A 17,405-nucleotide genomic window follows, 5' to 3' on the forward strand; every position below is an offset into this window, starting at 1 on the left:
ACGACCGGGGCTGGCTCGAAAGCGCCGCCCCGGTCGTCACTTGTCGTAACATCACGCTCACTCGAAGTGGTCAAGGGTGAACGTGAGTGGGTGGAACAGTGGCCAGGCGACGAGCGGTCCTCAAGGGGGCCCTGACGGCATCCGGCATCGCGGTCGGGGCCTGGGTCGGCGCTTCCGGCTGGGTGGTGCCGGGCCGCAAGGAGTACACCACCGCCGTGGAACTGCGGTGGCTCGGCGTGTCCGGCTGGGAGATCGTCATCGACGGGCGGCGCAGCCTGCTCTTCGACCCCTACATCAGCCGCGTCCCCTGCACCGACGAGAAGGGGGCGCTCGACCCGGGGATGCCCCTGCGGCCCGACCGCGAGGCCGTGGAGAAGGTGGCGGAGCGGCACCTCGCCGGAGCGCCCGAACTCATCATGGTCAGCCACGGGCACTTCGACCACGTGACGGACGTGCCCCAGCTCCTCGCCCGGCCCGCCTGGGCCTCCGCGCGCATCAGGACCGTGTGCGACGAGACCGTGCGGCACCTGCTGGCGGCCATGGACACCCCGGAGCGCCGCGTCGAGGACGTCATCCAGGTCAAGGGCGGCGAGTTCCTCCAGTTCGACGGGTACACCGTGGAGGTCTTCCGGAGCCTGCACAGCCAGACGGCCGACCACGGCTACTTCGCGCCGGGACGGCGGGTCGAGCCGCCCGCGCGGCCGACGACGATCGGCGACCTCGTCGAGGGCGACACCCTCGCCTACCAGGTGTCCGTCGAGGGCGGGCCGTCGATCCTGCTCATGGGCGCCACCAACTTCGTCGAACGCGAACTGGCCGGGATCCGGCCCGACGTCGCCCTGATCCCGATGACCTCGCACGCCGCGGTCCACCGGTACGTCGGACGGCTGCTCACGACCCTCGGCAACCCGCCGCTGCTCGTGCCCTGCCACCACGACGACATGACCACCCCGCTGGCCGACGAACCGGCCCGGCTCGCCGCCTCCGTCAGCTCCTCGGCGGCCGACGAGCTGACCAGGGCCGCCCCGGCCGGCTCCCGGGTCGTCGCCCCGCGGCACCTGCAACCGATCGCCCTGAGCGCGGCGCCGTCCAGTGCGGCGCCGTCCCGTCCGGCGCCCTGAGTCCGGCGCCCCGACCCCGGACGGACCACGCGGGGCCGGTCCGCCGACCGGCCCCGCGCGCCCTCACCCGCGGGGGGAGAAGGAGATGACGTCCCCGGCGCGCTCCTCGCCGGTGGGCAGCTGGCCGTACGAGTCGGTACGGATGTAGACGCGGTGCAGCCAGCGGTCGTGGCCGTCCCACTTCGGCGTGAACGGCGTACGCGCGTGCGTCGTACGGAAGTTGTCGATGATCAGCAGATCACCCGGGGTGAGCGTGACGGCCTCCGTCACGTCGTCCAGGGCCTTCGACAGCTTCGCCACGGCCTCCTGGTCGGCCGGCTCCTGCGGGTGCAGCAGCTCCCGGTCGTAGCCGAGCAGCGGGTCCTCGGCCGGGCCGTACAGCGGCTTGACGCGGGCGATGTCACCCGGGTCCTCCTCGCCGCCGCGGAAGGCCACGTCCACGGAGCAGGGCATCGGACGCTCGTAGAGGTGCGCGATCGTCTCCGCGTCCAGGAGCTTCAGCGCCTTGCGGATCGAGCCCACCAGCGTCTGCGCCCGGCCCTCGTGGTCCTGGCGCGAGCACGCCAGCATCACGTAGTTCGGCTGGAGCACGTGGTACGCCATCTCCGTGTGGAACTCCAGCAGCGTCTCGCTGGTCTCCGAGGAGAGGTGGTGGGCGCCGGGCGACGGGTAGACATCGTGGTAGACGGTGCCGCTGCGCAGCTCGGCGTAGCCGGTGTGCAGGCCCAGCCGGCGGCCGAAGACGCCGAGCAGGCCCTCCATGGTGAGCCGCCGCCGGTCGACCGGGGCGGGCGTGCTGGTCGGCGTCGCCGGAAGGTCGAAGTCCGGCTCGACGGGCAGACCGCGGAAGACGAGGTAACCGTCCTCGTTCCCCGCGACGTTGAACTCGTCGAGCGCCGCCGCGATCTCCTTCGGGAGGTCGGCCGACAGCGCCCCGGCCACCTCCAGGAACGAGTAGAGATCGCGGCGGGGTATCTCCGGCAGCCGCTGGACGAGCGCGCGGAGCTGATCCGCGTGCGCGCTGGCGTCGATGATCGCCATCAGGTGTTCTCCTTGTCCTTCACGTGCAGTCGGGCGTACTGGTACAGCAGTTCCGCGCCCACCTCGGTCGCCAGAACCGAGGTGATCCCGGCGTGGTCGTAGAGCGGCGACACCTCCATCACGTCCATCGCGACGAGATTGAGGTCACCGACGCTGCGCAGGAGCGAGAGGATCTCGCGGGAGGTCGGACCGCCGGGGGCGGGCGTGCCGGTGCCCGGCGCGAACGCAGGGTCGAAGACGTCGACGTCCACCGACACGTAGACCGGGTGGTCGCCGATCTTCCGCCGGATCAGGGCCGCGGTGGCGGGCACCCCCAGGTCGGCGAACTCGTCCGACGTCACCACGCGCACCCCGTGCGAGCGGGGGTAGTCCAGCGAGTCGGGCCGCGGGTTGTGGCCGCGGATGCCGAGCTGGACCATGTGGTCCGCGGCGATGATCCCCTCTTCGATGCCGTGCCGGAACGGCGTCCCGTGGTGGTACTCGCCGCCGATCATCGCCGGGTTGGTGTCCGAGTGCGCGTCCAGGTGCAGCACCGCCACCGGACCGTGCTGCGCCGCCACGGCCCGCAGCCCCGCGAGGGTGAGCGAGTGGTCGCCGCCCAGCATCAGGAAGGCCGCGTTGTCGGCGAGGATGCTCGTCAGCCGGCTCTGCGCGGTCGCCATCGCCGCCTGCTGGTTGAACGGGGTCAGGTCGATGTCCCCGGCGTCCACGCACTTGATCAGGTCGAAGACGCCCGGTCCCCGGTCGATGCCGACCCCGTGGATGAGCCCCGACTCGCAGCGGATCGCCTGCGGACCGAACCGCGCCCCCGGCCGGTAGCTCGTCCCGCCGTCGTACGGCGCGCCGATCACCACCACGTCGTAGCCCTTCGGGCTCGGGTTGTGGGCCAGGCGCATGAACGTCGGGATCTGGGCGTAGCGAGGGGAGAAGCTCGAGTTGATCTGACCGCTCACCGGCCCTCCTTACGGGTGTCGATACGGATGCGGGCCGCGGCTTCCCGGGCCTTGCCGAGCGCCCGTTCCGCGGTCTCGGCGTGGGCGTAGGCGAAGCCGACGGAGGCCGAGTTGTCGAGGCGCGTCGCGACGCTGTCCCCGACGGCGGCGTGCGGGATCACCCGGACCCCCGCGGCCTCCGCCTCCTCGATCCCGTGGATGCCGGTCAGCACGCCCGGCTCCTCCGGGAAGAGGACGACGACGGCGGCGCCGCCCGTCCGCCCCTGCCCCGGGCTGCCGGGGGCGACCGGCAGCCCGAGCGCGAGGAGCTTGGCGTCCAGGTGCGGATTGGTGCCGCACACGTCCGCGACCATCGTCGAGATCATGTGCGCGGGCAGCCGCGTGTTGACCTCGACGATCCGCGGGCCGTCGGCGGTGAGCATGACCTCGGTGTGGGCCGGGCCCTGCCGGTAGCCGATCGCGGTCAGCACCCGGTCCACGCAGCCGAACAGCTCCTCCAGGGCGGCCGGTTCGAGGGCGACGGGGAAGGAGTGCGCCTCCTCCAGCATCGTCGCCCCGTGCAGCTCCTTGGAGGTGACCCCGAAGAAGTGCGTGCGGCCCTCGACCGTCATCGACTCCACGGAGACCTCGACGCCCTCCACGTACTCCTCGAAGAGCACGTGGCCGGGCCGGGGCTGGCCGCGCAGCGAGGCGCGGACGGCGTTCAGCTCCCGCCAGGCCGCCAGCGCCTCCTCCCGGGTGCGGCACTTGCGCACCCCGTAGCTGATCGCCTCCGACGGCGGCTTGGCGATGCACGGCAGCCCCACGTGGTGGACCGCCTCGTCCAGCTCCTCCAGGGTGGTGACCAGACGCCAGCGCACATTGGCCGGGTCGTCGCCGAGCGCCTCCCGCAGCAGGTGCTTGTGGTTCGCCGCACGGACCGCGTCGAGGCCCTGGGAGGGCAGGCCGAGGTGCTCGGCCGCCCGCGCCGTGGCCTCGGTGTGGTAGTCGGAGAACGACAGGACGCCGTCGACCAGCGGCTTCCCGTCGTCGTCCGTGACGGCGTCGACGATCGCCCGCCAGTCGTGGGTGTCGACGTGCAGGACCCGGTCGACCTTTCCCAGCGGATGCTCGGCGAAGGGCCGGCCCGACGTGTACCACTCCTCGCCCTGGACGAGCAGCCAGATCTCGCAGCCGTGGTCGCGGGCCGCGTGGATCCCGTCGTAGAAGGCGTCGTGCAGCATCGACTCGACCAGCGCCAGCCGCCTGCCCGCGAAACCGCCGAGATCGGTCATGCGGACACCGCCTTCGCGGCCTTCTCCACCACGTCCGGCAGGCTCACCTCGTCCGGCTCCTCGCCGCCCACCACGATCCGGTCGAACAGCTCCTGCACCACCGCCGTCTTGGCGGCCCCGACCTGCGCCTCCGGCACGCCCGCCTCGCGGACGAGCAGCGTGAAGCCCGAGGTCGTACCGGAGCCCTCGTGGACGCCCAGCTTCGGCCGGACGACCGTCTCGTGCGGCAGGACGTCGCCCATCGCCGCGCGCAGGACCCACTTGTCCCGCCCGTAGCGCCGCTTCAGACCCGCTTCCAGGGTCGTCAGCAGCTCCAGGACGTCACGGTCCCAGTAGGGGTGGGTCGACCAGTGGCCGGACGCCGTCGACAGCACCGGACTCATCTCGTTGAGGCCGTCGAAGGTGTCCATGTCGAAGGCGACCACGGTGTCGAGCTGCGGCAGCCGGTCCTCCCGGTGCATGCCGCCGAGCGGGATGTCCGCCCCGTAGCCGGTGAGCACGCGGCGCGCCGGGCCGTCGAGCCGCCGGTACAGCGCGGTGAGCGGCAGCAGGTACTCCAGGACGTCGGCGTCCAGGGACTCCGCCGCGTGCACGGTGTGCGGCAGCTGCGCGAGCAGCTCCGAGGTGGGGATGGTGATCTCCCGGTGCCGCGAGTTGAGGTGCTCGGCGACCACCCGGGCCTGCGGGAACTCGTTGGACCGGTCCGTGCCCATGGACAGCGTGTCGATGCCGCCGGGCACGGCCGCGTCCGCGAGCGCCGCGACACCGGAGGAGTCGATGCCGCCGGAGAGCACCACCAGCGGCGGGGCGGCGGGGGAGAGCCGGCGGGCGACCGCCTTCTCCAGCTCGCTCCGCACGGCCTCGACCGCGCTCTCCTCGCTCATGATCCGGCGCGACACGGGCGGCACCCAGGTGCGGTGCGTCCGGGCCGTGCCGTCCTCGGTGTCGATCTCCAGGACCGAACCCGCGGGCACCTGGTGGAGCCCGGGGAGCCGGCGGACGCGCCGCGCCCCGCCGGCCGGGAACCCGAGGTCGCCCTGGTGCGCGGGCGCGGCCAGGACCTTCGCCTCGGTCGCGGCGAGGACCTGCCCGGCGGACCTGCGGGTGTAGAGCGGGACGGAGCCCGCGTGGTCGGTGGCGAGCAGGACGCGCCCGCCGTCGGCGACGAACGCGGCGAAGCGCCCGTTGAGGAGCCGGAACGCGTGGAGCCCGTACCGCTCCACGAGACCGAGGACGCGGTCGGCGTCCGAGGCCGCGGCCCGCTCCAGGACCGTGTCGATCTCGTCGCGGTTGTAGATCTCACCCGCGAGGACGGCGACGGCGTCCCCCTCCACCGCGTACGCGCCGGAGGCGTCGTCACCGGGGTGGACGAGGGTGAAGCGGACGGACTGGGAACGCAGCCGTGCGGAGGAGGAGCTCTGCCGGCCGCGCGTGGCGAATCGGGGTGCCTGCGGGTCCTGGCCCCCGCCTGTACGGGCGGAGGCCAGGAAGCCGAAGGCAGCCGGGAGTGGCTGCTCAGTCATGTCAGATCTTCAGCGCTCCGAAGCCGGCGGAGGTGAAGTCGTAGCTGACCGGGACCTCGATCAGGTACGGACGGCCGAGCGCGGCACCCTTGCGCAGCGCGGCGAGCAGGCCCTCGCGGGTGCTGACGCGCTCCGCCTCGACACCGTTGGCCTGGGCGAGCAGGACGAAGTCCACGGCGCCCTTGCCGGAGTTGTCCGGGCCGAACTTGATGGCCGGGTCGTGCGACCGGGCGTGGCCGATGTTCTGGTACAGCTCGATCAGACCGTTGGTGTCGTTGTTGACGACGACGGTGACGATCGGCAGGTTCAGGCGGGCGATGGTCTCCAGGTCCGAGGAGTTGGAGTGGAAGCCGCCGTCGCCGGCGATCAGGAAGGTCGGCTCGTCCGGGCGGGCCATCTGCGCGCCGATCGCGGCCGGGATGCCGTAGCCGAAGCTGGAGCAGCCGGCCGAGGTGAGGAAGCCGAAGGGCTGGTCGGCGCGGGCGAAGAGCACGCCGTAGTGACGGAAGAAGCCGATGTCGGAGACGATCGTGCCCCGGCCGGAGCCCGCGGTCTCCTCCATGACCGTGTTCATGGAGTCCATCACCTGGTGGACGCGCATGCCGTCCTGGTACTCCTCCGGGTCCGCCAGGAACTCCCGGATGCGCTCGCGCAGCGGGGTGATGTCGTGGCGGTCCTTGGCCGCGACCTCGCGGGTGGCGGCGTCCAGGTGCTCGACGAAGGCGCGGACGTCGGTGACGACGTCGACCGTCGGCGCGTAGATGCGCGGGACCGGGTTGAAGGTCGGGGAGACGCGGACGGTCTTCTTCTCGATGCCGCGGCTCCACATCGAGGGCCGCAGGTCCTCGGCGTAGTCGTAGCCGAGGGTCAGGACGACGTCGGCGCGGCCGAACAGGGTCTCCAGGGCCGGGAAGCCGAGGATGCCGTCCATGTAACCGGTGACCGCGCCGTAGTTGAGCTCGTGGTCCTGCGGCAGGACGCCCTTGGCTATGTAGGTGGTGATGACCGGGATGTTGAGGCGCTCGGCGAGGGCGCGGATCGGCTCGACCGCACCGGCGCGGATGGCGGCGGCGCCGACCACGAAGACCGGGTTGCTGGCGTCGCGGACCAGGGCGGCGGCCTCGTCGGCGTACTCCTCCCAGCCGGGCTGGGTGGCGCCCACGGGACGCTTCGGGGTACGGGCCGGGGCGTAGGTGGCCTCCGGGTCGATGCCCTCGCCGGAACCGAGGAGGTCCACGGGCAGCGAGATGAAGGAGGGGCCGACGGGCTCGCTCATCGCGTTGGCGATGGCGGAGTCGACGAGGTCGATGATCTCCTTCGGGCGCTCCAGCTCGACCGCGTACTTCGACATCGGCTCGGCGATCTTCACCAGGTCGAGGCACTGGTGGGTGTCGTTCGGGAAGATGTCGTGCGACTCGGACTGGGCCGCCATCGCGATGACCGGCGAGCGGTCGAGGATGCTGGTGGCCATGCCGGTGGACAGGTTCGTCATGCCGGGACCGAGGGTCGCCCAGCAGGCGGCGGGGCGGCCGGTGATGCGGGCGAGGACGTCGGCGGCGACGCCGGCCGTGAACTCGTGGCGGGTCAGGACGAAGTCGATGCCCTCCTCCTCGTCGAAGAGGATCGAGGCGGCCTCGCGGCCGACGACACCGAACACCTTGTCGATGCCGTGCTCCTTGAGGCGCTTCAGGAGGAGGTGGGCGGTCGTCGTGCTGGTGGCTGCGCCTGCAGTGGATACTCGGGACATGGGTGGAGGCATCTCCTGTTCGGGTTTCCGGCGGACAGCACCACCATGGAGGGGCGTTCTCTCCGGTCACTCTCCGCGCAGTATCGGAGAGCCCGCGAAGAGGTCCCGGAGAGCGCCCGGAGAGCGGGGACGCGGAGTATTGCCGCGTGACTGTGGACATCGAATGCTGGAATACGCCGGAAGAAGCCCGGTCGGCCGGCTGGGACGCCCTGCTGGGCCCGGAGGACTTCTTCCTCACGCCGCCCTGGATGCGGGTGCTCCACGATTCCGCCGGGGCCTGGATGCGGTACTTCACGGCCCACGAGGGCGCAGGTGACGCGGTCGGCCGCACCGCCGACTCCGCCGGTGCCGCGGCTCGCCACGACGGGCCGCCGCCCGTCGCCGCCGTGCCCGTCGTCCTCGCCACCACCGCCTCGCCCTGGGCGCTCGGCCGCACGGACCTGCTGATCCGGCACGCCGTCGCCGAAGGCATGGACGGCGCCGCCGAGTTGACCGAGGCCCTCGGCGGCGACGCGGCCCTCGACGCGCTGATGCCCTCGATGATGGCGGGCGGCCGGCACCTCGGCCGCACCCGGCTGCTCACCGGCCCCGCGGCCGACCCCGACGCCGTCCACGCCCTGCTCGACCGCGTCGAGGAACGGGCCCGCGAGGAGGGCTGCCGCTCGGCCGCCCTGCCGTACGTCGACGCCTCCGACGCGCTCGTCCGCGAGGTCCTGGCCGAGCGCGGCTACCGCCACTGCGTCTCCGGCGAGTTCGCCTCCCTCACCCACCCCGGCAAGGGGTTCATGGACTACGCCATGAGCCTGCCGTCCCGCCGCTCCCGCCGGGTACGGTCCGAGCGCCGCCACGTCGAGGCCTCCCCGGTCGAGATCGACCTCGCACCCCTCCGCGAGGAGGACGTGCCGCGCCTCGCCGCCCTGGAGACCGAGCTGTTCGGCAAGTACGGCATGACGGGCTGGGACCCCAAGAGGTCGGAGGCGGTCCTCTCGGCCGCCCACCACCACCTCGGCGAGAAGGCGCTCGTCTCCAAGGCGGTCCTCGACGGCCGGATCATCGGGTTCGGCCTCGTCCTCTCCCACGGGACGGACTGGTTCGCGCACCGGGCCGGCTTCGACTACGAGGCCCAGGGCAAGCTGCCCCTCTATTACGAACTGCTCTACTACACCCTCGCCGACAAGGCCCCCGAACACGGGGTGACCAGGGTGCACTACGGGATCGGGTCGACCGACGCCAAGGTCTCGCGCGGCTGCGCGCTGTCCCGCCAATACCTCTACGTGAAGGAGCTCTAGTGGTGTGGAACGCCGCCGTCGGCAGCATGTGGAACCCCTCGACCGAACGCGGCGGCCGGCTCCGCATGGTCGCCTCCGCCGACGTCGACTCCCTCGACCCGGCACGTACCTACTACGTCTGGTCCTGGCTGCTGCAACGCGCCATGCACCGCACCCTCATGGCGTTCGCCACCGACCCCACCGAGGCCCGGGTCGTCCCCGACCTCGCGACGGGCCCCGGCGAGGTCTCCGACTCCGGGCTCACCTGGACGTACCGCATCCGGCCCGACGCCCGGTTCGAGACCGGCGAGGAGATCTTCGCCCGCGACATCGCCTACGGCATCGAGCGGGTCTTCGCCCAGGCCGAGCTGCCCGGCGGCCCCACCTACCTCCTCGACCTCCTCGACCACGACGGCTACCGGGGCCCGTACGACGGCGGCGGCCGCTGCCCGGCGATCAGCTGCCCGGACGACTACACCCTCGTCTTCCGGCTGCGCCGCCCCTTCGCCGACTTCGACTTCCTGATGGCCCAGCCCAACACCGCGCCCGTCCCCGCCCACCAGGACCGGCGCGCGCGGTACGGCGAGGGGCCCGTCTGCTCCGGGCCGTACCGCATCGCCCGCTACGAGCCCGGCTCCCTGCTCCACCTGACCCGCAACCGCTGGTGGGACCGCGACACCGACGCCGTGCGCCCCGCCCTCGTCGACGAGATGACGGTCGACTTCGGCGTGGAGGTCGACGAGCTCGACCGGCGGCTGCTCGCGGGGGAGTACCACGTGGACACCGAGGGCCGCGGCATCCAGCACGCCGGCCGGGACCGTATCCTCGCCGACGAGACGCTCCGGGCCCGCGCCGACAACCCGGCCACCGGCTTCCTCCAGTACATCACCGTGCAGACCGCCGTCCCGCCCTTCGACAACGTCCACGCCCGCCGGGCCGTCTTCTACGCGGCCGACAAGGCCGCCCTCCTGGAGGCCCGCGGCGGCGACGGCGTCGGCGGCTCGCTCGCCACCTCGCTCTTCCCGCCCAACCTCACCTCCCACACCGGCTCCGACCGCTACCCCTCCGGGCCCGACCTCACCGGCGACCTCGACGCGGCCCGCGCCGAACTCGCCGCCGCGGGGCTGCCCGACGGCTTCGCCACCGTCATCGGCACCCAGCCCGGCAAGTTCGAACTGGTCGCCCGCACGCTCGCCGCGAGCCTCGCCCGCGTCGGCATCGACGCCACCGTCGAGGTCCTCGACACCGCCTCCTACTACCGGGACGGGCTCGGCAACCCGGCCACCGTGCGCAAGCTCGGCCTCGGCCTGGGCGTCACCGACTGGGGAGCCGACTACCCCACCGAGTACGGCTTCCTCGCCCCGCTCGTCGACGGGCGCCAGATCAAGGAGTCCGGCGGCAACTTCAACTTCGCCGAACTCGACGACCCGGTCGTCCGCGGCCTCATCGACGAGGCCATGGCCGCCCGTGACGCCGGGGAGCGCGGCCGGATCTGGCGGCAGGTGGAGCGGACCGTGATGGACCGGGCCGTGATGCTGCCCATGGCCCACGACCGCACCCTGCACTACCGCAACCCCGACGTCACCAACGTGTACGTGCACCCCGCGTTCGGGCTCTACGACGTCCAGGCGATGGGAGTTGCCCGGTGACCTTGACGTTCGTCCCCGTGGGGCCCGCGGAGGCGGGCCCCGCCGACGATGTCTTCGACCTGCGCGTCCTCGCGCACAAGACCGACGTCCCGCAGCTCCCCGCGCCCTGCCGGGACGACTTCGACGGCTCCGTGCGCGTCCCCCCGCCCGCCACGGTCGTGGAGGAGTGGGCGGGGTACGACGAGGAGCACCGCTGCGTCGTCACCGTACGGCTCGAGTTCCCCGTCGAGGAGAACCTCGACACCTGCCTGGCGCCCGTCCTCGTCGTCCACCCGGCTCACCGCCGCCGCGGCCTCGGGCGCCGGGCCGTCGCCTTCGCGAGCGAGCGCGCCGCCGCCCGTGACCGCTCGCGCGTGGTCGTCGTCGCCGACGCCGGCCCGGAGGCGCTCGAAGACCCGTCCGGCACCGAGGCCCCCGACGGGGCCGTGGCCCCCGACGGGCCCGTGTCCTCCGGGAGTACGCCCGGCACCGAGGCCCCGATCGGTGCGGAGCCCCCCGGCCGTACACCCGGCACCGACGCCCCGTCCGGCGCCCTGCCCCCCGGCCGTACACCCGGCACCGACGCCCCGTCCGGCGCCGTGCCCCCCGGTCGTACCACCGCCGGCACCGCGGCCGTCTTCCCCGCCGCGCTCGCCGCCGCCGCCCTCGGCGCGCGGCTCCTCGTGCGCCTCGTCCACCTGCGCCTCGCCGTCGCCGACGCGCCCGCCCCGGAACCCGTGGGCGAGGGGCTCGCCGTCCGCCACTGGGGCTCCACCATCCCCGACGACCTCGTCCACGAGGCCGCCCGGCTGGAGGCCACCCTCACGCGGGACGCTCCCACCGGCGACCTCGGCTGGGAACCGCAGCCCGCCCGGGTCGGCCGGATCCGCGACTTCGAGCGGATGCGGATCGCCCGCGGCCGCCGCGCCCACCAGTGCGGCATCGTCGAGGAGGCCACCGGCCGCATGGTCGCCTGGACCGCCCTGTCGATGACCGGGTCCCACCCGGACAACGCCCTCCAGGCCGTCACCGTCGTCGACCCCGGGTACCGGGGCCGCGGGCTCGGCCGTCTCGTCAAGACGCGCAACCTCGCCCGCTGCCGGGCCGCCGAGCCGGAGCTCGCGCACGTCGACACCTGGAACGCGGAGGCCAACACCCACATGCGGCGCGTCAACGCCGCGTTCGGGTTCCGGGCGGCGGGCGTGCGCGTGATGTGGGAGATCTCCGTTCCGTGAACGGCACCTTCACCCGGCTCCTCGTCTCCCACCTCTCCTCCCACCTCGGCTACCGCGTCGCCCACACCGTCTTCCCGCTGACCGCCCTCACCGTCGCCGGTGGCACGGCCGCCCAGGCCGCCCTCCTCATGGGCGTCCAGACCGCGGGCTTCCTCCTCGTCGGGCTGCCCGCCGGCGCCTGGGTGGACCGGTGGCGGAAGGTGCCCGTGATGGTCACCGCCGACGCCGTACGCGCCGCCGTCTGCCTCGGCCTCGCCCTCGTCTGGGCCCTCGGCACCGTGCGGATGGGCCACCTCTACGCGGCGGCGCTCGTCGCCGGAGTCGCCTCCGTCTTCTTCGACGTGGCCGCCCAGACCGTGCTGCCCTCCCTGGTGCCCAGGGAGCGGGTGGTGTCGGCGAACGCCAGGATGATGGGCGCCGAGTCGGTCGCCACCGTCGCGGGCCCCGTCGTCGCGGGAGCCCTCGCGGTGGCCGCCGCGCCCCTGGGGTTCGCGCTGGCGGGCGGCGTGTTCCTGGTCTCCGCCGGATGCCTCCTCGGCGTACGGGCCGAGGCGGCCGGGGCCACGGGCCGCGGCGTGTACGCGGACGTCGTCGAGGGCGTCCGGTTCATCGCCGGCCGCCGGGTGCTGCGGCGCATCGCCACCGCCACCGGCCTGTTCAACCTCGCCTGGTCGGCGACCATGTCCCTGCTCCTCGCCGTCGTGCTGGACCACGGGGCGGGGGAGACCGCGGCGGGCGTCGTGGTCGCCTGCTTCGGCGCCGGAGGGATCGTCGGGGCCGCCGTGGTGAGGCGGTTCACGGCGGGGCTCGGCCGCTCCCGGGCGATCACCGCGGCCCTCGCCGTACCGGCCCCGTTCACCGTGCTCGCCGGGCTCACCGGACGGGTGCCGCTCTGGCTGACCGGCCTCGCCCTGTTCGGGGTGGGCGCCTCCGCCGTGATGTACAACGTCACCCAGCTGTCGCTCCGCCAGCAGATCACCCCGCCCGAGCTGCTCGGCCGCGTCAACGCCACCATGCGCTTCCTCGTCTGGGGCATGATCCCGCTCGGCGCCGCCCTCGCCTCCGCCGGGACCCGCGTCGTCGGAGCCACCGCGGTGACCGCCCTGGCGGGCACCGCGGGCGCGTTCGTCTGGCTCGTCCTCGTACGCCTCGGCGCCGACGACGAGGAGGAGGCGCCCGAGCCCGTACCGGACGGAACCCGCACGGAGCGGTCGCGCCGCTGAGCGCCGCGGGCACCGGGGCGCCGCACCGCCGCAGCATCGCGGCGCCCCGGAGTTCCGCTCCGGTCCGGAAAGAGAAGGCGGAGACCGCCAGGAGAGGGCGAAATCCTACGGTGGTCGGGCCGTTGGCCGGGGCGCGCGTCTCCTCGGGCTCCTCGGCCGGCGGCTCCGTTTCACGACCACGACCCAAGGAATCTCACCAGATGCGTTTACGTCGCATGCTCCGGGCCGCCCGCGTCCCGGTGACCTGCGCCGTCGCCTCGGCGGTAGCGTTCGGCACCGTCTCACAGGCCACGGCCCTCACCCCACCCGACCCCGGAGCCCGCGCGGGCTCCGGCTGGACGAGCCCCCCGCAGCCCACCGCCCCCCAGGACGACCTGGGCAACAAGGACCGTGTCCCCGCCGAGCAGCGGGCCAAGGTCCTCGGCCCCGACCACACCAAGTCCCCGGACAAGGCGTGGACCACGATCGGTGACGCCACCGGCTTCCACGTGCTGATCGCCGACGAGGCGGCCGGGTACGAGTGGAAGACCGCGGCCACCCTCCTGGAGCCGGGCTTCCCCGACACCGACACCTGGATCGGCAACGCCTGCGTCACCGAGTCCGGCAAGCGGGCGCTCGTCGCCTACGCGCCCCGCACCTTCACCAACAAGCCCGACCTGATGGCGCGCGGTGCCTTCACGGCCACCGTCGACCTCACCACCGGCGAGGTCGTCAAGCTCCCGCACCAGGCCAGCCTCGCGTACTTCTCGCCCGGCTGCGGCGAGGGCGAGCAGGCCGTCCTCACGCAGCTCTCCGACGAGAAGACCACGCCCGGCGTCAGCGAGACCCGCCTGATCGGCGTGGACGTGCGCACCGGCAAGACCTCGGCCCCGATCAAGCTCAAGGGCCAGATCACCTCCGCCGTCCCCACCCAGCGTGGCATCGTCGCGGCGGCCGGCAACTCGATCGTCCGGGTCGGCGCCAACGGCACCACCGAGCACCTGGTCACCACGGACAACGTGCCGTTCAACCTCTCCGTGACCGCCGAGGGCGGCCTCGCCTACCTCGACCGCCAGCACACGAAGACGCCCGCGGCCGGTCCGCGCACGGCGGCGGCCGAGGGCCAGGACATCGTCAGGTCCACCTCCAAGGTGAAGTACCTGGCCCCGTCCGGCGGCAAGCCGAAGACCCTCGCCGAGGGCGGGCTCGTCGACTTCGACCTCGTCCGCGCGGCCAACGGCACCACGGTCGTCACCGGCAAGGCGAAGACGGTCGGCACCCTGCCCGGCAGCATCCGCAACCCCGGCGGCATCGACAAGGACGCCGTCGTCTCCACCACCGGCCGCTCCGCGGTCAACGTGGCCTGGGCGGACGGCAAGGACCACCGCATCCGCGCGGAGGAGTACGACACCTTCCGCACCGCCAAGATCCGCCTGCACCACCTGCCGACCGGCAACAAGCCGGTGATGGAGGCGACCCCGGACCTCGGCCTCGGCGGCTCCGCCGAGGGCTCCGAGAGCTCCCCGGCCCTCGCCCGGTCCGGCGCCGCCCCGGCGGCCGGGACCACGGCCCCGAAGGCCTCGACGGCCCCGAAGGCGTCCACGCTGGGCGCCGCCGGCGCCGCCGACGCCTCCTGGACGTCCATCGCCGAGCCGGAGTCCGTCCGCACCTGCTCCGTCGAGCGCGGCAACCCGCAGAAGCAGGCCTTCCAGCCCAAGCCCCGCCAGATCGAGTGGGCCGTCGACCGTGCCATCGAGAACACCCTCGACAAGCACGTCTACCGGTCGGCCAACTGGAAGAACATGGGCATGGGCGGCTACGCCCCGCAGGCCCTCGTCGGCGGTCTCACGCCGCTGACCGGCGGCGGCCGCATCCCCGCCCAGGTGTTCCTCGGCATCACCGCCCAGGAATCGAACATGTGGCAGGCCACCCGCTTCGCCGCCCCCGGCACCACCGCCAACAGCCTGATCGGCAACTACTACGGCATCAAGCACGACGCCCACGGCGGCACCAGCGACCCGTGGCTGATCAACTGGAAGGCCGCCGACTGCGGTTACGGCATCACGCAGGTCACCGACGGCATGCGCCTGCCGAACAAGCCGTACGAGGACGGCACCATCAAGCCCTCGAAGCCGCGCGCGTACCAGGAGGCCGTGGCGCTGGACTACACCGCGAACGTCGCGGCCGGCGTCAACATCCTCGCCGAGAAGTGGAACCAGACCCGCGCCGCCGGAATGATCGTCAACAACGGTGACCCGAAGGGCCTGGAGAACTGGTTCTTCGCCCTCTGGGCCTACAACTCCGGTTTCTACCCGCAGTCCCAGGCGAGCACCAACGGCGGCGCGTGGGGCGTCGGCTGGGCCAACAACCCGGCCAACCCCACGTACAAGGTGAACCGCACCCCGTTCCTGGAGAACTCCGCGGGCGGCGACGACTACAGCCACGCGGCGAAGCCGCAGTTCTGGCCGTACCCGGAGAAGGTCCTCGGCTGGGCGGCCCGTCCGCTGGAGGCCCTGGAGGAGCCGGGCAAGATGGTCCACGGCTACCGCCCCGCGTGGTGGACCACCACCTACAACCGGACGACCGTCAAGCCCCCGGCCGACCTGTTCTGCACCTCCGCCAACCAGTGCGACCCCAGCAAGATCAAGGACGGCGCCACCAACGACTCCCCGGCCACCGGCCCCTGTCAGCGGACCGACTTCCGCTGCTGGTGGAACACCTCGGTGACCTGGAAGCAGTGCCAGCTCGACCAGTGCGGCAAGGAACTCTTCCGCTTCAACGACACCTATCCCGAAGAGGCCGACGGCAACCCGCACCTGCCCCGCTGCAGCTCCGGACTCCCGTCCGGCACGGTCGTCGTCGACAACGTCAACACCGGCACCCCGCTCGCCGGAAGTGACGCCAGGCGCTGCTGGTCCAGCGCCATCAGCGGCGGCTCCTTCGGCTTCACCTTCGCCACCGACTCCGGTCGGATGGACACCCACCAGCTGAGCGCCGGCTACGGCAACCACATGTGGTTCAGCACCACCCGCAAGGAGGGGTCGGCCGACGCGAGCCGCATGAAGGTCACCGGCACCTGGATCGCCCCGGCGTCCGTCCAGGGCTGGTACCGCGTCCTCGTCCACATGCCGAGCATCGCCGCCCGCTCCCAGCAGGCGAAGTACACGGTGAACGGCGCGACCTCGACGTCGAAGAACCGCGTCCAGCCGCAGCGCATCCGCTCCAACGAGTGGCGTTCGCTCGGCACGTTCCAGTTCACCGGCCAGGCCTCGGTCTCCCTCTCCAACGTCACGCAGGAGGACGGCCGCGACATCGCCTGGGACGCCGTCGCGTTCCAGCCCGTGGGCTCCAAGCCGACGCACATCGTCGGCATGGGCGACTCCTTCGCCTCCGGCGAGGGTGCCACCGGTGAGGGCGGCGGTGACTACTTCCAGGAGACCGACTGGAAGGAGACCGTCGGCGACAGCGAGGTCGGCAACGGCTGCCACCGCTCCAAGAACGCGTGGATCCGCCAGGCGACCCTGCCGGGCTTCTCCGAGTCGGTCGGCTCCATCACCGACCGGTACGGCACGAGCGTCGACCTCTCCTTCATCGCCTGCTCCGGCGCCCGTACGTACAACCTCTGGGCCGGCGGACGCACGCAGTACGGCAACGGCCTCGCCCAGATGGACCTCGGCTACCTCGACCAGAACACCAGCCTGGTCACCGTCGCCATCGGCGGCAACGACTCGCTCTTCACCCCCGTGGTCGAGGAGTGCGTCTACGCGGCCGGCCTGAAGCTCTGCCAGGACGCGGAGTTCGAGAAGGTCAACCCGGACACGGGCGAGAAGACCGGTGAGATGACCGGTCCGCTCAAGAACTTCATGCCCGGGTGGATCACCAACGAGGTCAAGCCGCGCATCATCCGCGTGCTCAACGAGATCAAGACCCGCGCCCCGAACGCCAAGGTCGTCCTCGTCGGCTACCCGGCGCTCCTCAGCGCCAACGGCCAGTGCATCCCCGGCATCGGTACGGAGGAGGCGCCGTGGCTCAACGACGAGCTCGCCCCGCACCTGGCCACGGAGATGGGCAACGCCGCCGCGGCCACCGGAGCGCGGTTCGTCAACCCGGGCCCCGACTTCGCCGGCAAGGCGATCTGCGGTGACCCGGAGAGCATCAACGGCATCGTGCTGTCCGGCAAGGCGGAGTACGACAACGGCGGCGTCCTGCCGTCGATGAAGTCCTTCCACCCGAAGATCAGCGGCGCCCGGCTCTACGCGAACGCCCTCCAGCGGGTGCTGGCCCAGCCGTAAGGTCGGTCCGGCACACGCGGTAAAGAACCACCGCAGCGAGGAACCACCGCAGCACGGAACCGCCGCTGCAAGGAACCACCTGACACCGGGCCCCCGTCACGCTCCTCGTGGCGGGGGCCCA

General features: G+C 72.6%; 11 protein-coding genes. 6 read left to right on the forward strand and 5 right to left on the reverse strand.

What is annotated here, in order from left to right; genetic code table 11:
- The first annotated feature begins 86 nt into the window (after window positions 1–86).
- Window positions 87–1,121 (forward strand): MBL fold metallo-hydrolase, encoded by a 1,035-nt coding sequence (locus ACWDVG_RS07830; protein WP_451697193.1) that lies wholly within the window; start codon window positions 87–89, stop codon window positions 1,119–1,121.
- 63 nt (window positions 1,122–1,184) lie between these two features.
- Here ACWDVG_RS07830 and cs1 read toward each other — a convergent pair whose 3' ends face one another.
- Genes cs1 through ACWDVG_RS07855 form a run of 5 tightly spaced genes read right to left on the reverse strand, consistent with a single transcriptional unit; the run spans window position 1,185 to window position 7,659 of the window.
- Window positions 1,185–2,162, reverse strand: a complete 978-nt coding sequence (cs1, locus tag ACWDVG_RS07835; RefSeq protein WP_451697195.1) for a clavaminate synthase Cs1 — start codon at window positions 2,160–2,162, stop codon at window positions 1,185–1,187.
- Complete coding sequence (gene speB / locus ACWDVG_RS07840) at window positions 2,162–3,058, reverse strand: agmatinase (RefSeq protein WP_451697419.1); 897 nt, start codon at window positions 3,056–3,058, stop codon at window positions 2,162–2,164. Before speB ends, cs1 begins: the two co-directional genes overlap by 1 nt.
- Window positions 3,059–3,111: 53 nt before the next feature.
- Window positions 3,112–4,389: an ATP-grasp domain-containing protein gene (locus ACWDVG_RS07845; RefSeq protein ID WP_451697197.1), complete on the reverse strand. Its 1,278-nt coding sequence runs from the start codon at window positions 4,387–4,389 to the stop codon at window positions 3,112–3,114.
- Window positions 4,386–5,912 (reverse strand): asparagine synthase-related protein, encoded by a 1,527-nt coding sequence (locus tag ACWDVG_RS07850; RefSeq protein WP_451697199.1) that lies wholly within the window; start codon window positions 5,910–5,912, stop codon window positions 4,386–4,388. Before ACWDVG_RS07850 ends, ACWDVG_RS07845 begins: the two co-directional genes overlap by 4 nt.
- A gap of 1 nt (window position 5,913) precedes the next feature.
- The gene (locus ACWDVG_RS07855) at window positions 5,914–7,659 is read right to left on the reverse strand and encodes a thiamine pyrophosphate-binding protein (protein ID WP_451697201.1); all 1,746 of its coding nucleotides are present in this window, start codon (window positions 7,657–7,659) and stop codon (window positions 5,914–5,916) included.
- Between the two features lie 146 nt (window positions 7,660–7,805).
- Here ACWDVG_RS07855 and ACWDVG_RS07860 point away from each other — a divergent pair, with 146 nt between their 5' ends.
- The 5 genes from ACWDVG_RS07860 to ACWDVG_RS07880 all read left to right on the forward strand — a co-directional run bounded on the left by ACWDVG_RS07860 (window position 7,806) and on the right by ACWDVG_RS07880 (window position 17,284).
- Window positions 7,806–8,948 (forward strand): GNAT family N-acetyltransferase, encoded by a 1,143-nt coding sequence (locus ACWDVG_RS07860; protein WP_451697202.1) that lies wholly within the window; start codon window positions 7,806–7,808, stop codon window positions 8,946–8,948.
- Complete coding sequence (locus ACWDVG_RS07865) at window positions 8,948–10,576, forward strand: ABC transporter substrate-binding protein (protein ID WP_451697204.1); 1,629 nt, start codon at window positions 8,948–8,950, stop codon at window positions 10,574–10,576. Before ACWDVG_RS07860 ends, ACWDVG_RS07865 begins: the two co-directional genes overlap by 1 nt.
- A complete protein-coding gene (locus ACWDVG_RS07870) occupies window positions 10,573–11,790 on the forward strand; it encodes a GNAT family N-acetyltransferase (RefSeq protein ID WP_451697206.1) in 1,218 nt (405 codons plus the stop codon). Before ACWDVG_RS07865 ends, ACWDVG_RS07870 begins: the two co-directional genes overlap by 4 nt.
- Entirely contained in the window at window positions 11,787–13,013 is a 1,227-nt protein-coding gene (locus ACWDVG_RS07875) for an MFS transporter (RefSeq protein ID WP_451697208.1), read from the forward strand. The genes ACWDVG_RS07870 and ACWDVG_RS07875 overlap by 4 nt, the downstream gene beginning before the upstream one ends.
- Before the next feature lie 200 nt (window positions 13,014–13,213).
- The gene (locus tag ACWDVG_RS07880) at window positions 13,214–17,284 is read left to right on the forward strand and encodes a golvesin C-terminal-like domain-containing protein (RefSeq protein WP_451697210.1); all 4,071 of its coding nucleotides are present in this window, start codon (window positions 13,214–13,216) and stop codon (window positions 17,282–17,284) included.
- The last annotated feature ends 121 nt before the right edge of the window (window positions 17,285–17,405 follow it).

Source organism: Streptomyces sp. NPDC003327, from assembly GCF_053589515.1.